Here is a 26,713-nt window from a genome sequence, read left to right as displayed (position 1 = left end):
ATCCTTCACCAGGTGTGCGACCTGGGGCGCGGAACCCGGCCGAGTGTCTGTTCGAACCAGACGGTCTTGCCACGCGCCGTGGCACTGGTGCCCCATTCACGGGCGAGGCTGGTCACCACCAGCAGGCCTCGGCCGGACTCGTCGTGGGAGGCGGCGTCGAGCAGTGTGGCCGGGGCGGGTTCGTCGTCACTGACCTCGCAGAGCAGGGCGCCGGTGCGGACCAGACGGAGCCCGATGTGGTGGCTGCGGCCGTGCTTCACGGCGTTGGTGACGAGCTCGCTGACCATCAGCTCGGCGGCCTCCACCGCGTCGGGAAGATCCCAGTCGAGGAGCTTTCCGCGCACCAGGCGCCTCGCGCGGGCCACTTCGCGCGGGTCCAGGGCCAGTTGCCACTCGGCGACGTCGTCGTCCGGGATTCCGTTCAGCCGCGCCATCAGCAGCGCCACGTCGTCCTTGCGGCCACCGCTCGGGTTCAGGGCGCGGATGATGGTGTCGCAGGCGTCGTCCATCGAGGCGGCGGGGTGGGCCGCGGAGGCGCAGAGCGCGGCGAGGCCCGCGCCGATGTCCTGGCCGCGCACCTCGACCAGACCGTCGGTGCACAGGACGAGACGGTCACCGGGCCGCACCCGCACGGTCGCGGTCTCGAAGGCGACACCGCCGACGCCGATGGGTGCGCCGGTGGGCAGGTCGAGCAGCTCGGCCCGGCCGTCCTCGGCGCGGACCAGCACGGGCGGGATGTGCCCGGCGTTGGCGATCTGGACCTCGGAACGGATCGGGTCGTAGACGGCGTAGAGACACGTCGCCAGATACTGCTCGCCGAGGCGCTGCGCCAAGTCGTCGAGGTTGCGGAGCAGTTGGGACGGCGGCATCTCCATGGTGGCCATGGTCAGCACTGCGGTCCGCAACTGCCCCATCATCGCAGCCGAGTTGAGGCCGTGGCCCATGACGTCGCCGACGACGAGGGCGGTGCGCGAACCGGGGAGCTTCACCGAGTCGAACCAGTCGCCGCCGATCCTTCCGAGCCGGGCGCCGGGCAGATAGCGGGTGGCGATGTCGCAGCCCGCCATCCGTGGTTCGACCTGGGGCAGCATGCTGTCCTGAAGGGTCTCCGCCACGTTCTCCTGGTAGGTGTACATACGGGCGTTGTCCAGTACGAGCCCGGCACGGGCGGCAAGTTCGGCGCCGGTGGTGCGGTCCATGTCGTCGAAGGGCTCACGGCCGGGGCGGCGCATCAGGACCATGAAGCCGAGGACCACGTCCCGGGCCTTGAGCGGCACGATCAGCAGGGAGCGGTGGGTGATCAGCGGGCGCAGATCGCGCTTCTCGAACTCGCCCGAGATCCGGTTGCTCATCTCCTCGCTGACGTACGGGACGAGGACGGGCTCGCCGGTGACCATGCACTGGAAGAACGGGGTGTGTTCGGGGAAGGCGATGGACTCGCCGACCGGGACGGTGTCGTCCCAGCGGCCCGGCTCGTCGTTGTGCTCGACCCAGACCCGGTGCCAGACGGTGGTGACGTCGGGCGGCCCGTCCGGAAAGCCCTCGCCGGCCAGGACCGCGGCGCGCAGATGTGTACCCGCGAAGTCGGTGAAGCGGGGCACGGCGGCGCTGGTGACCTCGCGAATGGTGCGGGCCAGGTCGAGGGAACTGCCGATCCGGCCGCTGACCTCGTTGAGGAATTCCAGCCGTTCACGGACCGCCGCGTATTCGAGGTCGAGTTCGGGACGGGGAACGGTGCGGGGTGCGTACGACCCGCCGTCGTCGGCCCGCGGGTTCTCGGCCGGCCGGCGGGAGGTGCGTCGCGGCACTCCCCAGTCCGGGGTCACGGGAACCTGATCGAGGCGACTGAACTCCAGTACGGGATAGCCGAGTTCAAGGACCTGGGAGACGATTCTGGTCGCCTCGTGGACGCTCATGCTGGGCAGGATCTCGGACAGCCGGGCTGCCGGCTCCCGATAGCCGGGGAAGTCGGTGTGCAGAGCGAAGCCGGGGGCGATCGTCTCGGCGTCCGGCCCCTCGGCCCCTCCTCCCTCGGGCAGCTGAGCGGCGTCCGCGGCGAGCACCAGCAGCCGCCCGGATCCCGGGCCGACCAGCGGGTAGGCCCACCACAGGACGTCGATCCGGCCGTGCTCGCGTTCATCGACCCGGGCCCGGCCCGCCGCCGGACAGGCGAAGGTCCCGCTGAGCGAACCGTCGAGTGCGAGGCCGGGCCCGTCGTGGACCTCGTGGCCCGCGAGCCCGTCTTCCTGCCTCAACGCCCCCGACACCGGCAGGAGTTCACCGGCCGCGCAGCCGACCGCCCGCTCTCTGGTGACGCCGAAGAGCCGCCTCGCGCCGGTCGACCAGTGTGAGATGAGTCCGTCCGCGTCGACCACCACCACGGCCAGCGGCACACGGCCCGCCGCGGGGTCGCGCGGCGGTGGTGTCCTCTGCGGCGGCACATCGAGATCCATGGGTGGAAGGCTCCTTCCCCACCGCAAAACCCTGCGGTATGTGACTCCACGGTACGGCTCCGCGTCCGCCCTCCGCCGGTCATCGGCACCATCACCCCCAGGGGTGGTGCGCCCGGCGCGCCCGGCCGCGCACGTACCGGGCGGACTGCGGTGCCGGGCCGGCCGGTCCGATCCCCGGCCGGCCCACTGCTCCTCGGTCAGTCCTCGTGCCCCAGTTGCAGATCGCGTTCGGTGCGTCCGCCGCCGGCGACCTGGAGGACGGTGGCCACCGGCGGGTACCCGGCCGCGATCACCGTGTACTCACCGGTGGAGAGGTCCACGAACCGGAACGCCCCGTCGGGCCCGGTGGTGAGCGTGTCGACCACGTTGCCCGCCGCGTCCAGCAGCGTGACCCGGGCGTCCTCGACGGGCCGGCCACCGCTCGCCCGCACGATGCCGCGCAGCACCGCGCCCCCGGCGAGTTCGATGTCCTGCCGGGTCTCCCTGGCGGCCTGCACGCTCACCGGCAGCGCGGCGGGCCGGAAGGCGGGGGCACTGGCGGCGAGGGTGTACTCGCCGGCCACCAGCTCCGAGATCACGTAACCCCCCTCGCGACCGCTGCGGGTGGACGCGACCACTTCGCCGCGCACGTCGGTGAGGGTGACGGCGGCATCGCGCACCGGGATGCCGTCGGCGGTGACGACGACCCCGGCGAGACGCCCGGCACCGCCGAGCACCACATCCAGCTCGACGGGCCGTTCGCCCACGGTGACACTGACGGCCTGCGGCTGGTGCCCGCCCGCCGCGGCGATGAGCACGTACGCGCCGGCGCCGGGCACGCTCAGCGCGTACCTCCCGTCCTCACCGCTCGCGCCCCGCCCGACCTGCTGTCCCTGGACGTCGATGAGGGTGAGGGCGGCCCTCGGGACCTTGGTGCCGTCGGGATGCTGGACACTGCCGCTCACCGGCACACCCGACAGGTACACGGGCGGCGGCGGGGCGGCGGTGACGCGGGCTGCGGGGATCGGTGCGGACTCGGTGGTGGACTCGGCGGCGGATTCGGGGCTGTGGTGGGACACCAGCGGTTTCTCCTTGAGGAAGAAGGCGAGGAACAGGCCGAGCACAAGCACCGGCACGAGGTAGAGGAAGATCCGCGGCATCGCGTCGGCGTACGCCTGGATATAACTGTCGCGCAGCGCTGGCTCCATCGCGTGGACCAGCTGCGGGGTGATCGACTCGGGGTCGGGGAGGGCGGCGCCGGACGGCAGGCGGGCGGCGAGCGCGTCCGCGAGGCGGCCCGCGAAGAGCGTCCCGAAGACGGCGGCGCCGACGCTGCCGCCGATCTGCCGGAAGTAGTTGTTGGCACTGGTGGCGGAACCGAGGTCGGCGGGCTCCACGGAATTCTGGACCGCGAGCACCAGTACCGGCATGATCAGGCCGATCCCGATGCCGAGCACCGCCTGCGCGAAGCTGTATTGGAGGCGCGGGGTGTCCGTTTCGAGCCGGGAGAGCAGCCACATCCCGAGGACCGAGAACGCGCCGCCGAGGATCGGATAGACGCGGTATCGGCCGGTGCGGGAGATCAGCTGACCGGAGACGATGGAAGCCCCGACGATGCCGCCCATCATCGGGAGCATCAGGAGGCCGGATTCGGTCGCCGAGGCCCCGTCGACCATCTGCAGGAAAGTCGGCAGATAGCTCGCGGCGCCGAACAGCGCGACTCCGACCACCGCGCCGACGAGGGCGGTGACATTGAAGATGGAGTCACGGAACAGCCGCAGCGGGATGATCGGTTCGGCTGCCCGGTGCTCGACCACGAGGAACAGCAGGGCCGTTCCGGCGGCTCCGGCGGCGAGCCCCAAGATGGTGCCTGACCCCCAGGCGTACTCCGTCCCGCCCCAGCTGGTCAGCAGCACCAGACAGGTGGAGGCTGCCGCGAGCAGCAGGGCGCCGAGGATGTCGAGGCGGGGCCGGACGGTGGGCCGGGGGAGTTTGAGGACGACGGTGATGACGGCGAGGGTGATCAGGCCGAACGGGACGTTGATGTAGAAGCACCAGCGCCAGGAGGCGTGGTCGGTGAAGAACCCGCCCAGCAGCGGCCCCGCGACCGAGGCGAGGCCGAAGGCGGCGCCGATGAGCCCCATGAACCGGCCGCGTTCCCGTGGCGGTACGACATCCGCGATGATCGCCTGGACACCGATCATGAGTCCGCCGCCACCGATGCCCTGGACGGCCCGGAAGGCGATCAGCTCGTCCATGGTGCGGGACCAGCCGGCCAGCGCGGAACCGATGATGAAGACGACGATGGCGAACTGGAAGACGCCCTTGCGGCCGAAGAGATCGCCGAGCTTGCCGTAGATCGGCAGGCCGATGGTGGAGGCGAGGAGGTACGCGGTGACGGCCCAGGACATCTTCTCCAGGCCGTGCAGCTCACCGACGATCTTCGGCAGTGCCGTGGCGACGATCATCTGATCGAGCGCCGCGAGCAGCAGCGTCAGCATCAGTCCGAGGAAGACCAGCCGGATGTGGCGGGGGCTGGTCTCCGGCTCGGCGGATAGGGCGGGGGCGGCCTCCTCCCCGGCGGGCGGCGGCGAGGGCGGCGGAATCGGCAGCGTGGTCGCCGCCTCGCTGGCCCCCGTACCGTTCGGCTCGTCCTCCAACAGAGTGATCCCACCCACCACGTGCCGCTCCCCTCGTCGCGTCTGCGCCGCCCATTTCTCGCATTGCGCGACAAGGGAGGGCAAACGCGGCGAGGGGGCGCTGACGGCGCACTCGGGGGGCTTAGCTCCCGGTCGGAGCCACTACGGCGCACAACCGGCGGGCCGAGAAGACCACCCGAACCGGTGAGGCCGGTCAAGCGCGCGCGGAGCTACTTCTCGACCTCGGCGGCGAGGTTGCGCAGCAGCTCGTCGTAGATCCGCCCAAGTCCCTTGGGCGCGAAGGTCTTCTCGAAGAATCCGCCGATGCCTCCGGCGCCGTTCCAGACGGTCGAGACGACTGTCTTCGACTTGCCCTCACCGGCCGGGGTGACGGTCCAGGTGGTGACCATCGAGGAGTTGCGGTCCTTCTCCACGAGCTGCCCGTCGGTGGGCTCGGTGACCTCCAGCAGGCAGTCACGCACCCGCTTGCTGGTGGCCTGGAGCTTCCAGTGGACGAGCGTGCCCTCGCCGTCGCCGCCCTCGCGCACCTCGTACTCGCTGAACTGTCCGGGCAGCACCTTGCGCCGGGCCTCCTGGTAGTCGGCCAGCGCGTCGAACACCGTCTCCGCGTCCGCCGCGATGACTCGCTCCGTCGTTGCCTCGACCTGCGCCATGGCTGTTCCTCCAGCACTCGGTTGTTCGGGGGTGTGCTGAGCCAACCACCTCGGGGAACCTCCTTCAAAATCCGGGCCGGGACGAAGGGGAGAAAACGATCAAGGGAACACGTGTTCTATTCTCTGTCCAGCGCTACCGCGGAGGCGTCCATGCGCGGGGACAATCTGGTCGAGAACACCCGGGAGGCCGGGGCCGGCGCGCTCTTCGCCGCGGACGCGGTGACCACACGCACCAGAAGCGCGTCAGAGCACGAAAGAGCCCCACTCCTCCCCCGAGGCGCAGGGAAGAGCAGGGCTTCAGGGCGTACAGGGTCCGGCTGTCGACCTCATTCGGAGGGCCGGACCCCGCCGTCCCTCCACGCTCCACCCCCGTGACGGGCCGGCACGCGGAGTCAGGGGCCGGATGGGCGGCTGTCCGGCGGCCCCGGCACGGGCAGGACCGGTGCGGAAGAGACAGGCAAACGGGTCAACTCTCCACAGAATATGTCCTCCCGGACGCGAATGCGGGGAGCATGCGGCGGGGGCTGCGCCACGCGCAGCCGTCTTTCCCCCACCACGGGAGGCCATATGACGAAACGTCCAGGAATTCTGTTCGCCGTCGGGGCGACGGTCGCTGGTCTGGTGACCGCCGCCCCGTCCCCGGCAACCGCCGACACGGGCGCGCGGCGCGCCGCCGCCCAGCTCGATTGGACCGACTGCGGCACCGCGTCGTATCCGCGGCTGCAGTGCTCATCGGTCAGCACGCCGCTCGATCATGACGATCCGTCGGGCCGGCGGATCACCCTCGCCCTGTCCCGGATCCCGCACACCGCGAAGAGCTTCCAGGGGCCTTTGCTGGTCAATCCGGGCGGCCCCGGGGGCAGCGGCCTGTCGATGGCCGGCTTCGTCGCGTCCTCGCTGCCGAAGGCGGTCGCCGCGCAGTACGACGTGATCGGCTTCGACCCGCGCGGCGTCGGGAAGAGCGAGCCCGCGCTGGACTGCGTGCCGAAGTACTTCGATCCGCTGCGTCCCGACTCGATGCCCAACTCGCCCGAGGTCGAGCAGGCCAACCGGAACCGGGCCGCCGCGTTCGCGAAGGCGTGCGGGGAGAAGTACCCGGACCTGCTGCCCCACATGGACACGGTCAGCGCCGCCAAGGACCTCGATGTGATCCGGGAGGCGACCGGCTCCCGACAGCTCAACTACTTCGGCTACTCCTACGGGACCTACCTCGGCGCGGTGTACGCCAAGCTGTACCCGGAGCGGGTGCGGCGCCTGGTGCTCGACTCGAACGTGGACCCCGAGGGCGTCTGGTACGAGGACAACATCGGTCAGAACTACGCCTTCGACGCCCGCCACAAGGCGTTCGCCGCCTGGGTGGCGAAGCACGACACCACGTACGGGCTCGGCAGCGATCCGGCGAAGGTCGAGGGCGCCTGGTACGCGATGCGCGAAGCCGTCCGGGCCCACCCCGCGGGCGGGAGGGTCGGAGCGAGCGAACTGGAGGACACCTTCCTGCCGGGCGGCTACTACAACGGCTACTGGCCCTACCTGGCCGACGCGTTCGCCGCGTATGTACACGACCACGACCAGGAAGCGCTCGTGGAGGCGTACAAGCGGTTCGGCGCGGTCGACTCGAAGGGCGACAACGGGTACTCCGTGTACTCGGCCGTGCAGTGCCGCGACACCCCGTGGCCCCGCCAGTGGAACACCTGGCGCGATGACAGCTGGAAGGTGCACGACAAGGCCCCCTTCTTCACCTGGAACAACACCTGGTACAACGCGCCGTGCGCGGACTGGCCGGTGGAACCGCTGAACCCGGTACGGGTCTCCAACAGGAACCTGCCGCCGGTGCTGCTCTTCCAGGCCACCGAGGACGCGGCCACGCCTTACGAGGGCGGGGTCACCCTGCACCGCAGGCTGCACGGCTCCAGCCTGGTCGTCGAGCAGGGCGGCGGAAATCACGGCATCACGCTGAGCGGCAACGACTGCCTGGACACCTATCTGGCCGACTATCTCGCCAAGGGCACCGTCCCGCGCGGCGAGGGCGGCCGGGCCGACGCGGACGCGGTCTGCGCCAAGTCCCCCGACCCGCGACCACTGACCGGCAGGGCCGCGGCGAAGGCGGCCCGGGGAACGGGTTCCGGCAGCAGGGGCGGCATCCTGCACGGCCTGCTCGGCTTCCGCGGCTGACGGTCCACGGACCGGGCGATATCCGGTACGGGTCATCCTGGCGCATGCGTCAGGATGACCCGCATGACGATACGGACCGGGCCCGATGTGCTCGTACGGGACATGACGGTCGACGACTGCGAGGCCGTCGCGGAGGTCCGGGTGCGCGGCTGGCAATCCGCGTACGCCGGGCTGATGCCGCAGCCCTATCTGGACGCCATGGACGTCGCCGAGGACGCGGAACTGCGCCGCGGATTCTTCGCCGAGGGCAACTCGGTGGTGAATGTGGTGGCCGAACGGGCGGGCCTCGGCGTGATCGGCTGGGGCTGCTACGGCCCGTACCGCGAGGACGGCAGGCGGCTGGACCGGGGTGAGCTGTACGCGATCTATCTACTGCCCGAGCAGATCGGGACCGGGGCCGGGCGCGCCCTGGTGGCGGAGCTGCTCGCTCGCGCCGCCGCGGACGGCTTCCCGGACCTGGCGCTCTGGGTGCTGAGGGAGAACGGCCCGGCCCGCCGCTTCTACGAGCGCGCCGGCTTCCTTCCCGACGGCGCCGAGGAGTCCTTCGAGGTGGACGGCGTGCTCGTGCCCGAGCTGCGGTACGTACGCGCCCTCGGGCTCCCCGGCACCGCCTGAACGCGTCCGCACGCCACCCGCGCACGGGTATGGGGGTCACCGGCAGCTCGGCAACTTCCCGCAGGCGCCGCATGCCACCCGCGCACGGGTATGAGTGCCGCCGGGGGACGGGCATCCGCCCGTCCTCACGCACCCCGCAGCCGGCTGAGCGCGTCGCGGGCCGCGCCGCCCAGCCGCGGGTGCGGGAGGGCCGCCTCCAGGAGGGGACGGGCCCGTTCGTCCCCCAGCCGTCCGAGCCCTTCCACGCAGGCCAGCGCCACCCGCCAGTGCGGTTCCTCCGGGGTCAGAAGCGGCTTCAGGGTGGTCATCAGCGCCGGTACGGACTCCGGGGCCCGGAGCGCCGTGAGCAGCCGCACCGGGTGCAGGGCGTACGCGGTGCGCAGGGTGTTGGTCGCCAGGGCGGCGGCGGCCCGGGCGGTGCGGGGGTCGCCGAGGCGCTCCAGGGCGTGGGCGGCGCAGACGCAGCGCTCCGGGTCGCGGTGGTTGAGCAGCAGGACCAGCGCCTCGAAGGCCCGTCGGTCACCGGCGCAGCCGAGCCGGAACGCGGCGATCTCCCGTGCCCAGAGCGGGCGTTCGGCTTCCACGAGGACGCCGGCCAGTTCCTCGTCGTCGTCGGTGGCGAGGAGCCTGCGGTACGCCGCGGACTCCCCCGCCTCGTCGGCCAGCCGGTCCGTCAGCGAGCGGAACTCCTCATCCATGACCCTCAGCGTATCGACGGGAACTCTGCGTATCGAGAGTCGGGGTGAATGTGACATGACGCACGGCGCCTCAGGGCTGGCATGCTCGTTACCCACCGGTTAAGCTCATGTGAGCGGGACACACTCCCCGCTTGCTCCGGTGGCCTGGTGACGCAGCCACTCGGAGTGCTTGTCGGTTCGGCAGCTTCGCAAGACGTGACTCCGGGACAGAGTCCGTCGCCCCTTCCCGGTCCGAGCGTGCCCAGCACGCCCCGGCCCTGAGCACCACGACACGCAGTTCCCGCACGCCAGGCGCCCATTCGTCTTCTCGAGGCGCGCCGTGCTTCCTCACAGTCGTCACTCATTCTCTGGAGTCCCGTGATGGACATCCCGCTCAGCACCATCGCCGTCGTCGGTCTCGGCACCATGGGCACCGGCATCGCCGAGGTCCTCGCCCGCGCCGGCCACGAGGTCATCGGTATCGACATCAGCGAGGCGGCCACCCGTCAGGCCGTCGCCTCCCTGGAAGCCGCGACCGCCCGCGCCGTGCGGCGCGAGCGGATCACGGAGCAGGAGCGGAGCGACGTCCTCGCCCGGTTCCGCACCTCCGGTGACCTCCGGGCCGCCGCGGAGGCGGAGCTGGTCATCGAGGTCGTGCCCGAGTCGTACGAGATCAAGCAGCAGGTCTTCCGGGAGCTCGACGCCGCCGTCTCCCCCACCGCGATCCTGGCGACCGGCACCAACGCCCTGTCGGTGACCCGGCTGGCCGCCGAGTCGCTGCACCCCGAGCGCGTGCTCGGCCTGCACTTCTTCAATCCGGCGCCCGCGATGAAGCTGGTCGAGGTGGTCTCCTCGGTGCTGACCGCGCCGCCGGCCGTCGAGGCCGTCACCGAGCTGGCCCGCAGCCTGGGCAAGGAGCCGGTCGCGGTCGGGGACCGGCCGGGCTTCGTCGCCGACGGGCTGCTGTTCGGATACCTCAACCAGGCCGCCGCGATGTATGAGGCGAACTACGCCTCCCGTGAGGACATCGACGCGGCGATGAAGCTGGGCTGTGGCCTGCCGATGGGCCCGCTCGCCCTGCTCGACCTGATCGGGATCGACACCGCCCGCACCGTCCTGGAGGCGATGTACTCCGCGTCGCACGACCGGCTGCACGCCCCGGCCCCCGTCCTCAGGCAGCTCAGCGAAGCGGGGCTGACCGGCCGCAAGTCGGGCCGCGGCTTCTACACGTACACGGAATCCGGCAGCCAGACCGTGGTGCCGGACGCGCTGACCCCGCAGGAGGGCGCGTCGGCGGCCGACGGGCGCACCGTGCGCTCGGTGGGGGTCGCGGGCTCCGGCACCATGGCTTCGGGGATCGCCGAGGTCTTCGCGAAGGCCGGCTACGACGTGGTGCTCGCCGCCCGCGGCCAGGAGAAGGCGGACGCGGCGAAGGCCCGGATCGGCAAGTCGCTGGAGCGTTCCGTGTCCAAGGGGCGGCTGACGGCCGAGGCGCGGGACGAGACACTGGCCCGGATCACCGCGGCCGGTTCGCTCGACGCGTTCGCCGATGTCGATCTCGCGGTCGAGGCGGTCGCCGAGGACCTGACGGTCAAGCAGCAGCTGTTCGGGACGCTGGACAAGGTCTGCAAGCCCGGTGCCGTGCTCGCCACCACCACCTCGTCACTGCCGGTCGTGGCGATCGCGCGGGCCACCTCGCGTCCGCAGGACGTCATCGGGATGCACTTCTTCAACCCGGCGCCCGCGATGAAGCTCGTCGAGGTCGTCCGTACGGTGCTCACCGCCGACGACGTCCACGCCACCGTCCGTGAGGTGTGCGTCAAGGTCCGCAAGCACCCGGTGGACTGCGGGGACCGGGCCGGTTTCATCGTGAACGCGCTGTTGTTCCCCTATCTCAACAACGCGATCAAGATGGTCGAGGCGCACTACGCAAGCCTCGACGACATCGACGCCGCGATGAAGCTGGGCGGCGGCTACCCGATGGGTCCGTTCGAGCTCCTCGACGTCGTCGGGCTCGATGTCTCGCTCGCCATCGAGAAGGTGCTGCACAGCGAGTTCCGCGACCCGGGCCTGGCCCCGGCGCCGCTGCTCGAACATCTGGTGGCCGCCGGCTGCCTCGGTCGCAAGACGGGGCGCGGCTTCCGCGAATATGCCCGGCGTTGAGCCGGGCGCCGGCTGGGGAGGGCTGCTCGACCCGTCGGGCGGCCCGCCCCCGCAGGCGCGGTCCCCCGCACCGATGCAGTACGTTCACACCATGTCCCAGCCCGCCAGGTCCTCCCGTGTCTCCGCCGCGCCCGACACCCCGGAAAGTGCCGCAGGCACCCGCGCCGCCGCCCAACGGCTCAAAATGCGCCGCGAACTGGCCGCCGCGGCGATGGAGCTCTTCGCCACGAAGGGGTACGAGGCGACGACGGTCGACGAGATCGCGGGCGCCGCGGGCGTCGCCCGGCGAACCTTCTTCCGGCATTTCCGCTCCAAGGAAGAGGCGATCTTCCCGGACCACGACGACACCCTCGTCAGGGCCGAGGCCGTCCTCAACGCCGCCCCCGCGCACGAGCACCCGCTCGACACCGTCTGCCGCGGCATCAAGGAAGTCATGAAGATGTACGCGGCGAAGCCCGCGGTCTCCGTGGCGCGTTACAAGCTGACCCGTGAGGTTCCCACGCTGCGCGAGGCCGAAATCGCCTCGGTGGCCCGCTACGAGCGGCTGTTCACGCGGTATCTGCTGGGCCATTTCGACGAGCGCGACCACCATGTCGGCAATGACGACCCGTTGCTCGCCGAGGTCGCGGCATCCGCTGTCGTCACCGCGCACAACCATGTGCTGCGCCGCTGGCTGCGGGCGGGCGGCGAGGGCGATGTGGAGGCCCAGCTCGACCACGCCTTCTCGATCGTCCGCGACACGTTCGGGAGCGGCATCGGCGCGGGCCGGATCGCCGGAACCGAACCGGCGAGGCAGCCGGCCGCCTCGGTGGCGTCCCAGGGCGAGGTACTGGTCGCGGTGGCGCGCACGGACGCGCCGCTCGACGAAGTGATGCGGACGATCCAGCAGGCGCTCCAGGACCGCTGAGCGGGAGGCGTGCCGGCCGGCCCCACCCCGCCCCGCGCGCCCGACGGCCGGGGGTACCGAAACCCGGTTGCCCCGTCCGCACCCCGGTGCTGTGGTGTGCGGATGAATCATGACCGCGACACACTTCTGGCCCTTTTCGACCGCGAGATGCGCGAACACGCCCGCCCCGACGGCCCCGGCGTCCGGCTCGAACACACCGGTGGCGTCGTACGCCAGGTCGGCACGGCCCACGACTGGAACGGTGTGGTCTGGTCGGCCCCGGACCTGGATCCGGTGGGCGCGGACGCGGCGATCGCGGCGCAGGTGGCGCACTGCACGGCCCTCGGGTACGACGAGTTCGAATGGAAGCTGTACGCGCACGACCGGCCGGCCGACCTGCCGGAGCGGCTTCTCGCCGCCGGTTTCGAGGCACAGGAGCCGGAGACCCTGCTGGTCGCCCCGGTGGCGGACCTCTCGACGACGGTGGAACTCCCCGAGGGCATCCGGCTGCGCACCGTGAGCGACGCGGACGATGTGGAGCTGATGGCCCGCGCCCATGAGCGGGCCTTCGGCTCGGACTGGTCGCGGCTGCGGCATCAGGTGCTGGCCAGGCTGGCCGAGAATCCGGACGGTTTCGTGGGCGTCCTCGCGATGGCGGGCGACGAGCCGGTGAGCTCGGCCAGGATGGAGCTGTACCCGGGAACGGGCTTCGCGGGGCTCTGGGGCGGCGGAACAGTCCGGCCGTGGCGCGGCAGGGGCATCTACCGCGCCCTGGTCGCCTTCCGCGCCCGGATCGCGGCGGAGCGCGGCTACGACTACCTTCAGGTCGACGCCTCCGACCAGAGCAGCCCGATCCTCCAGCGACTCGGATTCCTGGCCCTCAGCACCACGACCCCGTACGTGTACCGGCCCTCGCGCTGACCGCATCCAGCAGGACGTAACCACCCAGAACACCTCTCTCCTTGCTCATGCGTGCCCGGCGGGTGACAAGTGAGAGAAATTGTTGGCACCGAGTGCCTTGCCAGGTGTCACGGAGTGCCATACGTTGAAGTTGTCCGGGCGGCCGGCGTGCTGAGATCTCACGTACGCCGGCTGTCCCCGCAAGCAAGGTGCCTGCGCGCCCGGACGCCTGCGTCACAGGCAAACCCTTCTGCTCCACAGAGCAAGCCGCAGCCTTACCAGCCGAACCGACGGCAGCACCTCCACACCACACAGCTCCCCGTCTGCTTGCAGGGACTCTCAAGCGTTCCCTCAGCGCCCCCATCCGCCGGAGGCACACCGTGAAGGAAATCCTGGACGCGATCCAATCGCAGGACAGCACAGCCGCGGACTTCGCGGCCCTGTCCATCCCTGAGTCGTACCGCGCGGTGACCGTGCGCAAGGACGAGACGGAGATGTTCGCCGGGCTCGAAACCCGCGACAAGGACCCCCGCAAGTCACTGCACCTCGACGAGGTCCCGGTGCCCGAACTCGGGCCCGGTGAAGCACTGGTCGCCGTCATGGCGAGCTCGGTCAACTACAACTCCGTGTGGACCTCGATCTTCGAGCCCATGGCCACCTTCGGCTTCCTGGAGCGCTACGGGAAGCTCAGCGAGCTCACCCGGCGCCACGACCTGCCGTACCACGTCATCGGCTCGGACCTCGCGGGCGTCGTCCTGCGCACCGGCCCCGGTGTCAACGCATGGCACCCCGGCGACGAGGTCGTCGCGCACTGCCTCTCGGTCGAGCTGGAGTCCTCGGACGGCCACAACGACACGATGCTCGACCCCGAGCAGCGCATCTGGGGCTTCGAGACCAACTTCGGCGGCCTCGCGGAGATCGCGCTGGTCAAGTCCAACCAGCTGATGCCGAAGCCCCAGCACCTCAGCTGGGAGGAGGCCGCGGCCCCGGGCCTGGTCAACTCCACCGCGTACCGCCAGCTCGTCTCGCGCAACGGCGCGGGCATGAAGCAGGGCGACAACGTCCTGATCTGGGGCGCCAGCGGCGGACTTGGTTCATACGCCACGCAGTTCGCCCTGGCGGGTGGCGCCAACCCGATCTGCGTCGTCTCCAGCGAGCAGAAGGCGGACATCTGCCGGAAGATGGGCGCCGAGGCGATCATCGACCGCAACGCCGAGGGCTACAGGTTCTGGAAGGACGAGCACAACCAGGACCCGCGCGAGTGGAAGCGGTTCGGCAAGCGCATCCGCGAGCTCACCGGCGGCGAGGACGTCGACATCGTCTTCGAGCACCCGGGCCGCGAGACGTTCGGCGCCTCGGTGTACGTGACCCGCAAGGGCGGCACGATCGTCACCTGCGCCTCGACGTCCGGCTACAACCACGAGTACGACAATCGCTACCTGTGGATGTCGCTGAAGAAGATCGTGGGCTCGCACTTCGCCAACTACCGCGAGGCGTGGGAGGCCAACCGGCTCGTGGCCAAGGGAAAGATCCATCCGACGCTGTCGAAGGTCTACTCCCTGGAGGAGACCGGCCAGGCCGCGTACGACGTCCACCGCAACCTCCACCAGGGCAAGGTCGGCGTGCTGGCGCTCGCCCCCCGCGAGGGCCTGGGCGTGCGCGACCACGAGCTGCGCGAGAAGCACCTCGACGCCATCAACCTGTTTCGTGACGCGGCAGCGGAGCGAACCAACAAGCACAGCCGTGACGCGGCAGCGGAGCGGACCGACGAGCACAGCCGTGACGCGGCAGCGGAGCGAACCAACAAGCACAGCCGTGACGCGGCAGCGGAGCGAACCAACAAGCACAGCCGTGATGCGGCAGCGGAGCGGACCGACGAGCACAGCAGGAACGTCTGACATGACGGGCCGCCAGAAGGACCGCCCGTGGCTCATGCGGACGTACGCCGGCCACTCGACCGCCGAGGCGTCCAACGCGCTCTACCGGCGCAACCTCGCCAAGGGCCAGACGGGCCTGTCGGTCGCCTTCGACCTGCCGACGCAGACCGGCTACGACCCCGACCACGTCCTCGCCCGCGGCGAGGTCGGCCGGGTCGGCGTGCCGGTGTCGCACCTCGGTGACATGCGCCTGTTGTTCCGGGACATCCCCCTGGAGCGGATGAACACCTCGATGACGATCAACGCCACCGCGATGTGGCTGTTGGCGCTCTACCAGGTGGTCGCTCAGGAGCAGGGCGCCGACATCACCGGGCTCCAGGGCACCACGCAGAACGACATCGTCAAGGAGTACCTCTCGCGCGGGACGCACGTCTTCCCGCCCGGTCCCTCGCTGCGGCTGACCACCGACATGATCACGTACACGGTCAACCACATCCCGAAGTGGAACCCGATCAACATCTGCAGCTACCACCTGCAGGAGGCGGGAGCCACTCCGGTCCAGGAGATCGCGTACGCCCTGTCGACGGCCGTCGCGGTCCTGGACGCCGTGCGCGACTCCGGGCAGGTGCCCGAGGAGAAGTTCGGCGACGTGGTCGCCCGGATCTCCTTCTTCGTGAACGCGGGCGTCCGCTTCATCGAGGAGATGTGCAAGATGCGCGCCTTCGGCCGCATCTGGGACCGGATCACCCGCGAGCGGTACGGCATCACCGATGCCAAACAGCGCCGCTTCCGCTACGGCGTCCAGGTCAACTCCCTCGGTCTGACCGAGGCACAGCCGGAGAACAACGTCCAGCGCATCGTCCTGGAGATGCTGGCGGTGACCCTGTCCAAGGACGCCCGCGCCCGCGCCGTTCAGCTGCCGGCCTGGAACGAGGCACTGGGGCTCCCCCGGCCCTGGGACCAGCAGTGGTCGCTCCGAATCCAGCAGGTGCTCGCGCACGAGAGCGATCTGCTGGAGTACGAGGACATCTTCGCCGGATCCCACGTCATCGAGGCCAAGGTCGACGAGCTGGTCACGGAGTCGCTCGCCGAGATCGACCGGATCGAGGCGATGGGCGGCGCCATGGCGGCCGTCGAGTCCGGCTATCTGAAGTCGGAGCTGGTCTCCTCGCATGCCGCGCGCCGGGCCCGGATCGAGGGTGGCGAGGACAAGATCGTCGGCGTCAACATCTACGGGACGACGGAGCCGAACCCACTCACCGCGGACCTCGACGGGGCCATCATGACGGTCGACCCCGCCAACGAGGCCGGGGTCGTCGCGGCCCTCCGCGAGTGGCGCGACAACCGCGACGAGGCCCGCGCCACCGACGCGCTGGCCGCGCTGAAGAAGGCCGCCGCGGGCACCGAGAACATGATGGAAGCGACCGTGGAGTGCGCCCGCGCGGGCGTCACCACCGGCGAGTGGTCCTGGGCGCTGCGCGATGTCTTCGGCGAGTTCCGGGCCCCGACGGGCGTCTCGTCCGCCCCGGTCGCGGTGACCGCGGAGCCCGGCACACCGCTCGCCCTGGTCCGCGAGAAGGTCGCCCGCACGGCGGCCGATCTGGATGCCGGGAGGCTGCGGCTGCTGGTCGGCAAGCCGGGCCTGGACGGGCACTCCAACGGCGCCGAGCAGATCGCCGTACGGGCCCGTGACGCCGGTTTCGAGGTCGTCTACCAGGGGATCAGGCTGACCCCCGAGCAGATCGTCTCGGCCGCCCTGGCCGAGGACGTGCACTGCGTCGGTCTGTCGATCCTGTCCGGCTCGCACGCCGAACTCGTGCCGGACGTGCTCTCCCGGCTGCGCGAGGCGGGCGCCGCCGACATCCCGGTGATCGCCGGCGGGATCATTCCGCCCGCCGATGCCGCCGCCCTGGTCGGGGCCGGTGTCGCCGCCGTGTTCACCCCGAAGGATTTCGGTATCACGGAGATCATCGGCCGTATCGTCGACGAGATCCGGAAAGCGAACAAGCTCGACCCTCTGGAGGTCCCCGCATGACTGCCGTCAACCGCCTGCGTCCGCGCCGCTCGTGCCTGGCCGTGCCCGGCTCGAACCCGCGGTTCCTGGAGAAGGCCCAGGGCCTCCCGGCCGACCAGGTCTTCCTCGACCTGGAGGACGCCTGCGCGCCGCTCGCCAAGGAGGGCGCCCGGCACACCATCGTCGACGCGCTGAACAACGGCGACTGGACGGGCAAGACCCGGGTCGTGCGGGTCAACGACTGGACGACCCACTGGACGTACCGCGATGTCATCACGGTCGTCGAGGGCGCCGGCCAGAACCTCGACTGCATCATGCTGCCCAAGGTCCAGGACGCCCAGCAGGTCGTCGCCCTCGATCTGCTGCTCACCCAGATCGAGAAGACGATGGGCTTCGAGGTCGGCAGGATCGGCATCGAGGCGCAGATCGAGAACGCCAAGGGCCTGGTGAACATCGACGACATCGCGGCCGCCTCGCCCCGCCTGGAGACCCTGATCTTCGGCCCGGCCGACTTCATGGCGTCGATCAACATGAAGACCCTGGTCGTCGGACAGCAGCCGCCCGGGTACGGCGCAGACGCGTACCACTACATCCTGATGCGCATTCTGATGGCGGCCCGTACGCACGACCTCCAGGCGATCGACGGCCCCTTTCTGCAGATCCGTGACGTGGACGCGTACCGCGAGGTCGCGGGCCGCGCGGCGGCGCTGGGATTCGATGGCAAGTGGGTGCTGCACCCCGGTCAGGTGGACGCGGCCAACGAGGTGTTCTCGCCCTCGCAGGAGGACTACGACCACGCGGAGCTGATTCTCGACGCGTACGAGTGGTGCACCTCCGAGGAGGGCGGCAGGAAGGGCTCGGCGATGCTGGGCGACGAGATGATCGACGAGGCGAGCCGCAAGATGGCGCTCGTCGTCGCGGGCAAGGGCCGCGCGGCCGGTATGCAGCGCACCTCCAAGTTCGAAGCGCCGGAGGCCTGATCATGCAGTTCGGACGCACCTTTGAGGAGTTCGAGGTCGGTGCGGTCTACAAGCACTGGCCCGGAAAGACGGTCACCGAGTACGACGACCACCTCTTCTGTCTGCTGACCATGAATCATCACCCGCTGCACATGGACAGCAACTACGCGGAGAGGACGACCGACTTCGGAAAGAACGTTGTAGTCGGCAATTACATCTATTCCCTGCTGCTCGGCATGTCGGTTCCGGATGTCTCCGGAAAGGCGATCGCCAATCTTGAGGTCGAATCGCTCAAGCATGTCGCGCCGACCTTCCACGGCGACACGATCTACGGCGAGACGACCGTCCTGGACAAGACCCCGTCAAAATCCAGGAGCGACCGCGGAATCGTCCAGGTGGAGACGAGGGGATACAAGCAGGACGGCACGCTCGTCTGCGTGTTCCGTCGCAAGGTGATGGTCCCCACCGAGACGTACATCAAGGAGCGTGGCGGAGAACAGCCCGGCCGCCCCGAGCTGAACCAGCCTTCGCAGAAGAACGTGGAGAAGTAGCCATGACACGACTCGCCCAGACTGCCGGTCTCAACGATGTCCAGCAGGAAATCCTCTCCACGGTCCGGGATTTCGTCGACAAGGAGATCATTCCGGTCGCGACCCAACTGGAACACCGTGACGAGTACCCGACCGAGATCGTCGAGGGGCTCAAGGAGCTCGGCCTCTTCGGGCTGATGATTCCCGAGGAGTACGGGGGCCTGGGCGAGTCGCTTCTCACCTACGCGCTGTGCGTGGAGGAAATCGCCCGCGGCTGGATGAGCGTGTCGGGAATCATCAACACGCACTTCATCGTGGCGTACATGCTCAAGCAGCACGGCACCCAGGAACAGAAGGACACGTTCCTGCCCCGGATGGCGCTGGGTGAGGTCCGGGGCGCGTTCTCGATGTCCGAGCCGGCACTGGGCTCGGACGTCTCGGCGATCACCTCCAAGGGCGTCAGGGACGGCGAGGAGTACGTCCTGAACGGCCAGAAGATGTGGCTGACGAACGGCGGCACGTCCTCGCTCGTCGCCGTCCTGTGCCGGAGTGACGAAGGCCACCCCGAGGGCACCGCCCCACACAAGTCGATGACGACGTTCCTGGTGGAGAAGGAACCCGGATTCGGCGAGGTCCGCCCCGGCCTCACCATTCCCGGCAAAATTGACAAAATGGGTTACAAGGGCGTCGACACGACCGAATTCATCATGGACGGGCTACGCATTCCGGCCAATCGGGTGCTGGGCGGCACCACCGGCCGGGGGTTCTACCAAATGATGGACGGCGTCGAGGTCGGCCGGGTAAATGTGGCCGCGCGTGGCTGCGGTGTCGCTCAGCGTGCGTTCGAGCTGGGCGTTTCCTACGCCCAGCAGCGTCAGACCTTCGGAAAGCCGATCGCCCAGCACCAGGCGATCCAGTTCAAGCTGGCCGAAATGGCCACCAAGGTCGAGGCCGCCCATGCGATGATGGTCAACGCAGCACGCAAAAAGGACTCCGGGGACCGAAACGACCTGGAGGCAGGGATGGCGAAGTACCTCGCCTCCGAGTACTGCAAGGAAGTCGTCGAGGACGCCTTCCGAATCCATGGCGGCTACGGCTTCTCCAAGGAGTACGAGATCGAGCGCCTCTACCGGGAGGCCCCGATGCTGCTGATCGGTGAAGGTACCGCCGAGATCCAGAAAATGATCATCGGGCGCCGACTCCTTGAGGAGTACCGGTTCCAGGGTTGATTGCCCCTTTCGAGGCGATTTAGTCGCGAAGAAGATCACACCCTGTCACCCTCAGGCGGTGCCTTCAAGCCGTCCGACTCGGCTGCCGGCTTGCCCAGTTGCTGCTCGCAACCGATAGCATCGCCGGAAAAGCCGCCGTCCCCCGTTGCCAGCGCGGCATCATCCGCTACGAAGGTCATCCATGCCCGACAGCCAAACCTCTGCACCGCGCGGCGGAGTCCGCCTTGCGCGCGGAGCTTCGCCGTGGCTCCTCCCGACCGTCGCCACCGCGGCGCTCAGCCTCACCCGGGCCCGTAAGTCCGGACGCTGGGCCGCGGTGGCCGTGCCCACCACCGCGCTCGCGGCGGGCATGCTGTGGTTCTTCCGCGACCCCGAGCGTGAGATCACCCAGGGCCGGGTCATTTCGCCGGCCGACGGCGTGGTGCAGAGCATCATGCCCTGGAAGGACGGGCGCACCCGCGTCGCGATCTTCATGAGCCCGCTGAATGTCCACGTCAACCGTGCGCCCCTGGCCGGCACGGTCGCCTCGGTCGAGCACGTCCCCGGTGGATTCGTCCCGGCGTTCAACAAGGAGAGCGAGAACAACGAGCGCGTTGTCTGGCACTTCGACACCGAGCTCGGTGACATTGAGATGGTGCAGATCGCGGGCGCGGTCGCCCGTCGTATCGTCCCTTACATCCCGCAGGGCACGAAGGTGGAACAGGGCGAGCGCATCGGTCTGATCCGTTTTGGCTCCCGGGTCGACATCTACCTTCCGGAAGGTATCGATGTCGCGGTCGAGGTCGGCCAGGCCACCACCGCGGGGGTGACTCGAATTGACCGTGATTGATCCCGACACACAGGCCGGCTGGGTGCCGGAGTCGGAGTCCGAGGAGGACGCCGGCGAGGACATGCCGCTCTCTCTGCGGCTGTCGATAGCGGACACCCTCACTCTCGGCAACGCCACCTGCGGTTTCATGGCGGTGTACTTCACCACCACCGGAATCCTCATCCCGCACCTCACGGGCAGCGACGAGAGCGGCATGGCCCGGCACTCCGCGGCCACCGCGGTGATACTGATGCTCCTGGCCGCGGTGTTCGACCTCTTCGACGGGCTCGTGGCACGCAAGCTGCGCTCCTCGCCGATGGGCGCCGAGCTGGACAATCTCTCGGACCTGATCAGCTTCGGGCTCGCCCCGGCGTACTTCGTCCTCGTGTACGGCATGGTCGCGGACGACGCACACCAGCGGGTTTCGGCGCTGGCGGCGATCGTGGTGCTGCTGGCGGTGGTGCTCAGGCTTGCCAGATTCTCCTGCGTGACCATGAAGGACGGCATGTTCCAGGGCATGCCGAGCCCCTTCGGAGCGCTCACGGTCGTCTCGATCGTGCTCCTGGAGCTGCCCTTCGTGCCGACGCTGCTCGCCATCGTCGGTGTGGCGTGGCTGATGGTCAGCCGGGTCGAGTACCCGAAGCCGCGGGGCATCCTCGCGGTGGCGATGCTCAGCTGGATCGTGGCCGCGATGGGCCTCCTCGCCGCCTGGGCGTTCGACGCCCCCGGCGGTCAGCTGCTCCTCCAGACCGGCTGTGCGCTCCAGGTGGTCCTGGGAGCGGTCATCCCGCTCTTCGCGACGGCACGGAGGGTGAACACCTTCCGCGGCAACCGCCGTGAGGCACGGACGGCTCAGCTGCCGTAGCAACACAGAACGCATAGCGAAGGGCCCCGGGTGTTCCCCAGCACCCGGGGCCCTTCCGTGTGTGCCGGGGCCGTCCCGCCGATGGCGCAGCTCGCGTCCCGCAAGTCCGGTCGGCCGGCGATCGGTCGGCCGGCGCGCGATCTGCGCGCACCGCCGTCGCCGGTGAGCCGGTGTACGGTCCGATGCCGGCGGTCCGCGGGAGCCGCCTCTGTCGTTCGCCGCCGCCGCCCGGTCATCAGCCGGGTACGAGCACTGCGGCCCCGTTGACGCGGTCGGCCGCCAGGTCGTTCAGTGCCCGGTCCGCGCCGCTCAGCGGGTAGGTGCTCACCGTGGCCCGGATGCCCGCGCGTCGGGCCAGGGCCAGGAATGTGCGGCCGTCCTCACGGGTGTTGGAGGTGACGCTGCGCAGATTGCGCTCCTGGAACAGATGCCGCTGGTAGTTCAGCACGGGAATGTCCGACAGATGGATCCCGGCGATGGCCAGGGTGCCCGACCTGTCCAGTGCCTCCATCGCCACCGGCACCAGGTCGCCGACGGGTGCGAACAGGATGGCCGAGTCCAGGGGCTCCGGCGGGCGGTCGTAGGCGCCGCCCGCCGACGCGGCGCCGAGCTCCAGAGCCAGCGCGCGCGCCGCTGGGGAGCGGGTGAGCACATGGACGGTGGCGCCCTCGGCGAGGGCCACCTGGGCCGCGAGGTGGGCCGACGCGCCGAATCCGTAGATCCCGAGCCGTCCGCCCTCCGGCAGTGCGCTGCGCCGGAGCGAGCGGTACCCGATGATCCCCGCGCAGAGGAGCGGTGCGAGCCGGGCGGCGTCCTGATCCTCCGGAAGCCGGTAGGCAAACGCCTCCGGGACCAGCGTGGTGTCGGCGAAGCCGCCGTCCGCGTCCCAGCCCGTGTAGCTGGACCGCGGGCAGAGGTTCTCCCTGCCGCCGCGGCAGTACCGGCAGCGTCCGCAGGTTCCGCGCAGCCAGGCCCCGCCCACCCGCTCACCGACACGGAACAGGCCCGCCCCGTCGCCGACCGCCGCCACCCGGCCGACGATCTCGTGGCCCGGGACCGTGGCGGGGCGGTGCGGAAGGAGATCGCCCTCCGCCAGATGGAGGTCCGTGCGACAGACACCGCACGCCTCGACGTCCAGCAGGAGCTCCCCCGGACCGGGACCGGGCACCCTGCGACGTACGTGCGCCAGGGGCCCGGTGCCGATCGGACCGGGTGCACGGACGGCCCAGACGCTCTGCTCGGCCGGGACGGACGCGGGGACTGCCACACATCCAGCCTGCGGCGGCGGAGTCGAGGAGGCAACCGCCTGCCGCCGGACCCCTGCAGCCGGCGGCAGGAGGGCTAAGGTTTTCATCAGGGGCACTCCCAGACGCCCAGGGACGTCATGCACCGACACCGCAGCGCACCGGACAGTACCCAGGAGCTCCTGGTCACCCTCGGGCGTCTGGTCGATCAGGCGTTGGAGAACATCAAGGTCCAGCGAGCCCGCGCGGAGCTGGGCATGGCGCTGCAGCGGCACATGCTCCCGGCCGAGCTGCCGCAATTCCCCGGCATCCGGATCGCGGCCCGGTACTCGCCCTCGCAGGACGGTCTGGCCGTCGGTGGTGACTTCTACGACGCGTTCGCGATGAAGGACGGAGTGGCGGGGATCGCCATCGGTGATGTGCAGGGGCACGGGGTGGAGGCCGCCGCCTTCATGGGTGAGGCCCGTGCCAGTCTCAGGGCCCTCGCCAGCGTCACGGTCGACCCCGGGGAGGTGCTGGCCTGCGCCAACGACCTGCTGATCTCACTGGGCTGTGACCTGTTCACGACCTGCTGTCTGCTGAGCGTCGTCCCGGAGAGCCGCGAGCTCTCCATTGCCCGGGCCGGGCACGTCCCGATCATCTGGGGCACCGACACGGGCGACTCGGGCGTCTCCCTGGATGCCGGCGGGGTGCCCCTCGGCATACTGCCCGGCCAGCAGTACCCCGTGACGCGTCGGCGGCTGATACAGCCCGGGTATCTGGTCCTGGTGACGGACGGCGTCGTGGAAGGACCGGCCTACCCGATGGACGAGGGGCTGGCTGCCGTGTCCGGGCTGATCGCCTCGGCGGACGGGAGCGATCCCGGGGAGCTGGCTTCGAGGGTGATCCAGGTGGCGGACCTGACCGGTCATGAGGACGACGCCGCCGTCCTCGTCATCCGCTGCGACGGCGGGCCGGACATCGGCCGGGGCCTGCCCGGCGGACCGGGTCCGCGTCCGTGATCCGCCGGACGGGCCCCGGCGCCGAGATGCTCCGTTCGTCGGTTCCGTGGCCGCCGTCCGTACACCGGACCAGGGGCGTGCCCGTGGACGTCACGCGTTCGTCCGCTCCATCGGCGTGGTGTCGGCGCGCCTGACCGCTCGGGACGCCTCGGCCTGGTGTCTGATGCTGCTGTGGTGGACAACGCACGGCTCCGGCAGCACACGGCCACGGTCCTGACGTGCGTGGCGGTGGCCGTCTGCTACTACGTGACGGGCCGCCTGGGGCTGCTCCAGCAACTGGTGCGCGGGCAGGTCACGCCCCTGTGGCCACCGACCGGGATCGCGGTCGCGGCACTGCTCCTGTTCGGTGTGCGGGTCTGGCCCGGAATCGCGATCGGCGCCCTCGCCGTCAACATCTTCATCGGGCCTTCCGTGCTTCCCGTACTGATCATCGCGACCGGAAACACCCTTGCTCCGCTCTGCTCGTACCTGATGCTGCGCCGGGCCGGCTTCCACAACGACCTCGACCGTCTGCGGGACGCGCTGGCGCTGGTCTTCCTCGGTGCGCTGGGCGGCATGCTGGTCAGCTCGACCGTGGGCACCGGCACCCTGGTCCTGTCGGGGGCGCTCCGGTCCGGTGAGTTCTGGCCGACGTGGTCGGTGTGGTGGACGGGTGACGCCATGGGCGTCATGGTCGTCACCCCGTTCCTGCTCGTCGTGCGAAGGTTCCGGTGGCCGCGCGGCGCCGGCCTGTTCAGATGGGCCGAGGGGGCAGCTCTGGTGGCGTGCGCGGTGACGGTCACCGTCGTGACGACCGACGCCCAGGCCTCCCTGCTCTTCCTCGTGTTCCCCATCCTGATCTGGGCCGCCTTCCGCTTCGAGCGGGCCGGCGCCTCTTGCTGCGCACTGGGCGTGTCCCTCATCGCGATCCTCGCCGCCGGACGGATGACCGGCCCCTTCGCCCATCGCGGTCTTCTCACCAACATGATCACGCTCCAGGCTTTCAACGGAGCCATCTCGCTCACCGCTCTGCTGCTCGCGGCGGCCGTCACCGAGCGGAATCGCACCTACCAGGAAATCAAGCGACTCTGTGTGCAACTCTCCGAGAAGGTGGCACGACAGGACATCTGAATCACTCCATCGGCCGTGCGAAGGGTGCGCGCCCCCGCGATCCGACGCAGGCTGATGGTCGAACGGCACCGCGACGAAGGCAACCGGACGCCGACATTCAGGCGGACGGGCGCCGTAAGAGGTGGAGCCATGCCCCGTGTGTCTGCGAATGTCCATGTGTCCCGCCCCGCCGACGAGATCTTCTCGTTCCTCCGGGATCCACGGAATCTGGCCGTGTGGTCATCGACCATAGATCACGTGATCGAGGGCCCGATCATCACGGAATTCGGCGACGAGTACACCTGCAAGTTTCCGGGCCGGCGCCGGGCGCACCGCCTCACGTGCACCGCGAGCGCGCCCGTCGAGTACCTGGCCTTCCGCGGGGCGTGCATGTGGACCCCGCTGGGCCGTCATTCCCCGGAGCTCGAATTCCGGCTGAGTCCGAGCCGACAGGGAACGATGGTCGATGTGTCGGTCAAGCCCCATCTGGACGGCGGGATGATCATTCTTGCCCCGTTCGTGACGATGGCGTGGCGTCGTGACCTGCCGTCGGAGCTTCGGTGTCTGGCGGAGCTGCTCGCGGACGGCGACCTCACCGACGGACACGACGGGGGTACCGGAGCGGGCCCCGACTCCGGCCTGAGTGGCGGTCAGGATGCGGAGCCCTCCGTGGGCTGACCCGGTGGGCGTTGGGCGGGTGGGGTGCGTCCCGCTGCGCGGGCCCGCCCCACCCGCCCCTGCCGAAACAGAGGGAGTCCCAGGGGCCCGCCCCGTCCGCCCTCCGTTTGTCCTCGGACGCCTCCGCCCTAGAGCAGGAAGTCGCGCGCGAGCGCCTCCGAGGCACGCTCCAGCAGGGGGCCCGCCTGGGCCATGGAGACCGCGGGGTCCGGTTCCAGGTCGGCAAGCGCGTACGCGCGGCTGATGCCCGCGGCGGTCAGTGCTTCCGGTGGCAGGGCGAGGCGGCCGCAGACCGCCACCACCTCGATGCCCGCGGCGCGGGCGGCCGCGGCCACGCCTGCCGGGGCCTTGCCGTGGAGTGTCTGCTCGTCGAGCGATCCCTCCCCGGTGATCACCAGTGTGGCCCGCGCCAGCGCCGGGGCGAAGCCGAGGACGTCGAGCATCACCTCGATACCGGGGCGGAACCGGGCGCCGAGGGCGACCAGCGCCCCGTAGCCGATGCCGCCCGCCGCGCCCGCCCCGGGCAGCGCGGCATGCTCCGGGCCGAGGACGGACGCGTAGTGGGCGAGCGCGGCGTCGAGGGTCGCGATGTCCTCCTCCGTCGCACCCTTCTGCCGGCCGTACACCTCCGGGGCGCCCTTCGGGCCCGTCAGCGGGTTGTCGACGTCACTGGCGAGGATGAGGTCCACGTCGGCCATGCGCGGATCGAGGCCGGACAGATCCGCCTCGGCCAGGTCGGCGAGCCCGCCGCCACCGGGACCGACGGGCTTGCCGTCCGCGTCCAGGAAGCGGGCCCCGAGTGCGGCCAGCATGCCCGCACCGCCATCCGTGGTCGCGCTGCCGCCGACGCCGAACACGATCGTCCGGGCACCCGCGTCGAGCGCCGCGGCCAGCAGTTCGCCGGAGCCGTACGTCGTGGCCGTGAGCGGAGCGAACGTCCCTGCGGGGAGGTGCTGGAGGCCGGAGGCCTCGGCCATCTCCACCACCGCGGTGGTGTCGCGCAGCGCGTACGCCGCGGTCACCGGTTCACCGAGCGGCCCGGTGACCCGCGCCTCACGGCGCTCGAACCCCGCGGCCACCGCCGCCGCCACCGTGCCGTCGCCACCGTCCGCCACGGGCAGGGTCTCGACCTCCACATCGGGGACGACGCGCCGCAGCCCGGCCGTCACCCGCTCCGCGACCTGCACGGCCGTGAGCGAGCCCTTGAACTTGTCCGCCGCGACGAGCACGCGTGCGGTCTCCATCACTGCTCCGTCCGCCA

21 protein-coding genes are annotated in these 26,713 nt (G+C 70.2%); 15 read left to right on the top strand and 6 right to left on the bottom strand.

What is annotated here, in order from left to right; all coding sequences use genetic code 11:
* Positions 1-5 precede the first annotated feature (5 nt).
* From ACZ68L_RS00235 to ACZ68L_RS00225, 3 genes are all read right to left on the bottom strand, one after another.
* Positions 6-2,453 carry an ATP-binding SpoIIE family protein phosphatase gene (locus ACZ68L_RS00235; RefSeq protein WP_469572857.1) on the bottom strand — a complete coding sequence of 816 codons (2,448 nt, stop codon included), beginning with the start codon at positions 2,451-2,453 and terminating at the stop codon, positions 6-8.
* Positions 2,454-2,650: 197 nt separating this feature from the next.
* Positions 2,651-5,113, bottom strand: a complete 2,463-nt coding sequence (locus ACZ68L_RS00230) for an MFS transporter (RefSeq protein ID WP_469572855.1) — start codon at positions 5,111-5,113, stop codon at positions 2,651-2,653.
* 188 nt (positions 5,114-5,301) lie between these two features.
* Positions 5,302-5,745: an SRPBCC family protein gene (locus ACZ68L_RS00225; RefSeq protein WP_469572853.1), complete on the bottom strand. Its 444-nt coding sequence runs from the start codon at positions 5,743-5,745 to the stop codon at positions 5,302-5,304.
* A 567-nt stretch (positions 5,746-6,312) separates the two neighbouring features.
* Between ACZ68L_RS00225 and ACZ68L_RS00220 the strand changes: the two genes are divergently transcribed.
* Together ACZ68L_RS00220 and ACZ68L_RS00215 are read left to right on the top strand one after the other, a co-directional pair.
* On the top strand, positions 6,313-7,917 hold the full coding sequence (locus tag ACZ68L_RS00220) for an alpha/beta hydrolase (protein ID WP_469572851.1): 1,605 nt from the start codon (positions 6,313-6,315) through the stop codon (positions 7,915-7,917).
* A gap of 54 nt (positions 7,918-7,971) precedes the next feature.
* On the top strand, positions 7,972-8,532 hold the full coding sequence (locus ACZ68L_RS00215) for a GNAT family N-acetyltransferase (RefSeq protein ID WP_469572850.1): 561 nt from the start codon (positions 7,972-7,974) through the stop codon (positions 8,530-8,532).
* A 125-nt stretch (positions 8,533-8,657) separates the two neighbouring features.
* Here the strand turns inward: ACZ68L_RS00215 and ACZ68L_RS00210 are convergent, their stop codons facing one another.
* Positions 8,658-9,230 carry an adenylosuccinate lyase gene (locus ACZ68L_RS00210; RefSeq protein WP_469572848.1) on the bottom strand — a complete coding sequence of 191 codons (573 nt, stop codon included), beginning with the start codon at positions 9,228-9,230 and terminating at the stop codon, positions 8,658-8,660.
* 360 nt (positions 9,231-9,590) lie between these two features.
* Here ACZ68L_RS00210 and ACZ68L_RS00205 point away from each other — a divergent pair, with 360 nt between their 5' ends.
* From ACZ68L_RS00205 to pssA, 10 genes are all read left to right on the top strand, one after another.
* Positions 9,591-11,372, top strand: coding sequence for a 3-hydroxyacyl-CoA dehydrogenase family protein (locus ACZ68L_RS00205; RefSeq protein ID WP_469572846.1), 1,782 nt, complete (start codon positions 9,591-9,593; stop codon positions 11,370-11,372).
* Positions 11,373-11,463: 91 nt separating this feature from the next.
* A complete protein-coding gene (locus ACZ68L_RS00200; RefSeq protein ID WP_469572844.1) occupies positions 11,464-12,279 on the top strand; it encodes a TetR family transcriptional regulator in 816 nt (271 codons plus the stop codon).
* A 102-nt stretch (positions 12,280-12,381) separates the two neighbouring features.
* A complete protein-coding gene (locus ACZ68L_RS00195) occupies positions 12,382-13,179 on the top strand; it encodes a GNAT family N-acetyltransferase (protein WP_469572842.1) in 798 nt (265 codons plus the stop codon).
* Positions 13,180-13,538: 359 nt separating this feature from the next.
* Positions 13,539-15,056, top strand: a complete 1,518-nt coding sequence (gene ccrA / locus ACZ68L_RS00190) for a crotonyl-CoA carboxylase/reductase (protein ID WP_469572840.1) — start codon at positions 13,539-13,541, stop codon at positions 15,054-15,056.
* 1 nt (position 15,057) lies between these two features.
* A complete protein-coding gene (locus ACZ68L_RS00185) occupies positions 15,058-17,070 on the top strand; it encodes a protein meaA (protein ID WP_469572838.1) in 2,013 nt (670 codons plus the stop codon).
* Positions 17,067-18,029, top strand: coding sequence for an HpcH/HpaI aldolase/citrate lyase family protein (locus tag ACZ68L_RS00180; RefSeq protein WP_469572837.1), 963 nt, complete (start codon positions 17,067-17,069; stop codon positions 18,027-18,029). The genes ACZ68L_RS00185 and ACZ68L_RS00180 overlap by 4 nt, the downstream gene beginning before the upstream one ends.
* 2 nt (positions 18,030-18,031) lie before the next feature.
* Positions 18,032-18,559 (top strand): MaoC family dehydratase, encoded by a 528-nt coding sequence (locus ACZ68L_RS00175; RefSeq protein WP_469572836.1) that lies wholly within the window; start codon positions 18,032-18,034, stop codon positions 18,557-18,559.
* A 2-nt stretch (positions 18,560-18,561) separates the two neighbouring features.
* Positions 18,562-19,767, top strand: coding sequence for an acyl-CoA dehydrogenase family protein (locus ACZ68L_RS00170; protein ID WP_469572835.1), 1,206 nt, complete (start codon positions 18,562-18,564; stop codon positions 19,765-19,767).
* A 181-nt stretch (positions 19,768-19,948) separates the two neighbouring features.
* Positions 19,949-20,596 (top strand): phosphatidylserine decarboxylase, encoded by a 648-nt coding sequence (locus ACZ68L_RS00165; RefSeq protein WP_469572834.1) that lies wholly within the window; start codon positions 19,949-19,951, stop codon positions 20,594-20,596.
* A complete protein-coding gene (gene pssA / locus ACZ68L_RS00160; protein ID WP_469572832.1) occupies positions 20,583-21,440 on the top strand; it encodes a CDP-diacylglycerol--serine O-phosphatidyltransferase in 858 nt (285 codons plus the stop codon). Before ACZ68L_RS00165 ends, pssA begins: the two co-directional genes overlap by 14 nt.
* A 235-nt stretch (positions 21,441-21,675) precedes the next feature.
* On the opposite strand, the gene ACZ68L_RS00155 is transcribed toward pssA, so the two are convergent.
* Positions 21,676-22,707 carry a zinc-binding alcohol dehydrogenase family protein gene (locus tag ACZ68L_RS00155; protein WP_469572829.1) on the bottom strand — a complete coding sequence of 344 codons (1,032 nt, stop codon included), beginning with the start codon at positions 22,705-22,707 and terminating at the stop codon, positions 21,676-21,678.
* Positions 22,708-22,824: 117 nt separating this feature from the next.
* Here ACZ68L_RS00155 and ACZ68L_RS00150 point away from each other — a divergent pair, with 117 nt between their 5' ends.
* The 3 genes from ACZ68L_RS00150 (at position 22,825) to ACZ68L_RS00140 (ending at position 25,452) form a co-directional block, all read left to right on the top strand.
* Entirely contained in the window at positions 22,825-23,685 is an 861-nt protein-coding gene (locus ACZ68L_RS00150) for a PP2C family protein-serine/threonine phosphatase (protein WP_469572826.1), read from the top strand.
* A gap of 156 nt (positions 23,686-23,841) precedes the next feature.
* Entirely contained in the window at positions 23,842-24,795 is a 954-nt protein-coding gene (locus tag ACZ68L_RS00145) for an MASE1 domain-containing protein (protein ID WP_469572824.1), read from the top strand.
* A gap of 129 nt (positions 24,796-24,924) precedes the next feature.
* Positions 24,925-25,452, top strand: a complete 528-nt coding sequence (locus tag ACZ68L_RS00140; RefSeq protein ID WP_469572821.1) for an SRPBCC family protein — start codon at positions 24,925-24,927, stop codon at positions 25,450-25,452.
* A 128-nt stretch (positions 25,453-25,580) separates the two neighbouring features.
* Here ACZ68L_RS00140 and ACZ68L_RS00135 read toward each other — a convergent pair whose 3' ends face one another.
* Positions 25,581-26,696, bottom strand: a complete 1,116-nt coding sequence (locus ACZ68L_RS00135; protein WP_469572820.1) for a glycerate kinase — start codon at positions 26,694-26,696, stop codon at positions 25,581-25,583.
* Positions 26,697-26,713: the final 17 nt, after the last annotated feature.

It is taken from the genome of Streptomyces sp. NPDC104309 (genome assembly GCF_055584025.1).
This window is presented reverse-complemented; position numbering and strand designations above follow the sequence as displayed.

Bases quoted from the DNA above. Each gene is read 5' to 3' on its own strand.
- ACZ68L_RS00215 (WP_469572850.1), top strand. From the start codon at position 7,972: ATGACCCGCATGACGATACGGACCGGGCCCGATGTGCTCGTACGGGAC.
- ACZ68L_RS00235 (WP_469572857.1), bottom strand. From the start codon at position 2,453: ATGGATCTCGATGTGCCGCCGCAGAGGACACCACCGCCGCGCGACCCC.
- ACZ68L_RS00150 (WP_469572826.1), top strand. From the start codon at position 22,825: ATGCACCGACACCGCAGCGCACCGGACAGTACCCAGGAGCTCCTGGTC.
- ACZ68L_RS00195 (WP_469572842.1), top strand. From the start codon at position 12,382: ATGAATCATGACCGCGACACACTTCTGGCCCTTTTCGACCGCGAGATG.
- ACZ68L_RS00210 (WP_469572848.1), bottom strand. From the start codon at position 9,230: ATGGATGAGGAGTTCCGCTCGCTGACGGACCGGCTGGCCGACGAGGCG.
- ACZ68L_RS00175 (WP_469572836.1), top strand. From the start codon at position 18,032: ATGCAGTTCGGACGCACCTTTGAGGAGTTCGAGGTCGGTGCGGTCTAC.
- ACZ68L_RS00165 (WP_469572834.1), top strand. From the start codon at position 19,949: ATGCCCGACAGCCAAACCTCTGCACCGCGCGGCGGAGTCCGCCTTGCG.
- ACZ68L_RS00170 (WP_469572835.1), top strand. From the start codon at position 18,562: ATGACACGACTCGCCCAGACTGCCGGTCTCAACGATGTCCAGCAGGAA.
- ACZ68L_RS00140 (WP_469572821.1), top strand. From the start codon at position 24,925: ATGCCCCGTGTGTCTGCGAATGTCCATGTGTCCCGCCCCGCCGACGAG.
- ACZ68L_RS00135 (WP_469572820.1), bottom strand. From the start codon at position 26,696: ATGGAGACCGCACGCGTGCTCGTCGCGGCGGACAAGTTCAAGGGCTCG.
- ACZ68L_RS00200 (WP_469572844.1), top strand. From the start codon at position 11,464: ATGTCCCAGCCCGCCAGGTCCTCCCGTGTCTCCGCCGCGCCCGACACC.
- ACZ68L_RS00220 (WP_469572851.1), top strand. From the start codon at position 6,313: ATGACGAAACGTCCAGGAATTCTGTTCGCCGTCGGGGCGACGGTCGCT.
- ACZ68L_RS00180 (WP_469572837.1), top strand. From the start codon at position 17,067: ATGACTGCCGTCAACCGCCTGCGTCCGCGCCGCTCGTGCCTGGCCGTG.
- ACZ68L_RS00185 (WP_469572838.1), top strand. From the start codon at position 15,058: ATGACGGGCCGCCAGAAGGACCGCCCGTGGCTCATGCGGACGTACGCC.
- ACZ68L_RS00205 (WP_469572846.1), top strand. From the start codon at position 9,591: ATGGACATCCCGCTCAGCACCATCGCCGTCGTCGGTCTCGGCACCATG.
- ACZ68L_RS00225 (WP_469572853.1), bottom strand. From the start codon at position 5,745: ATGGCGCAGGTCGAGGCAACGACGGAGCGAGTCATCGCGGCGGACGCG.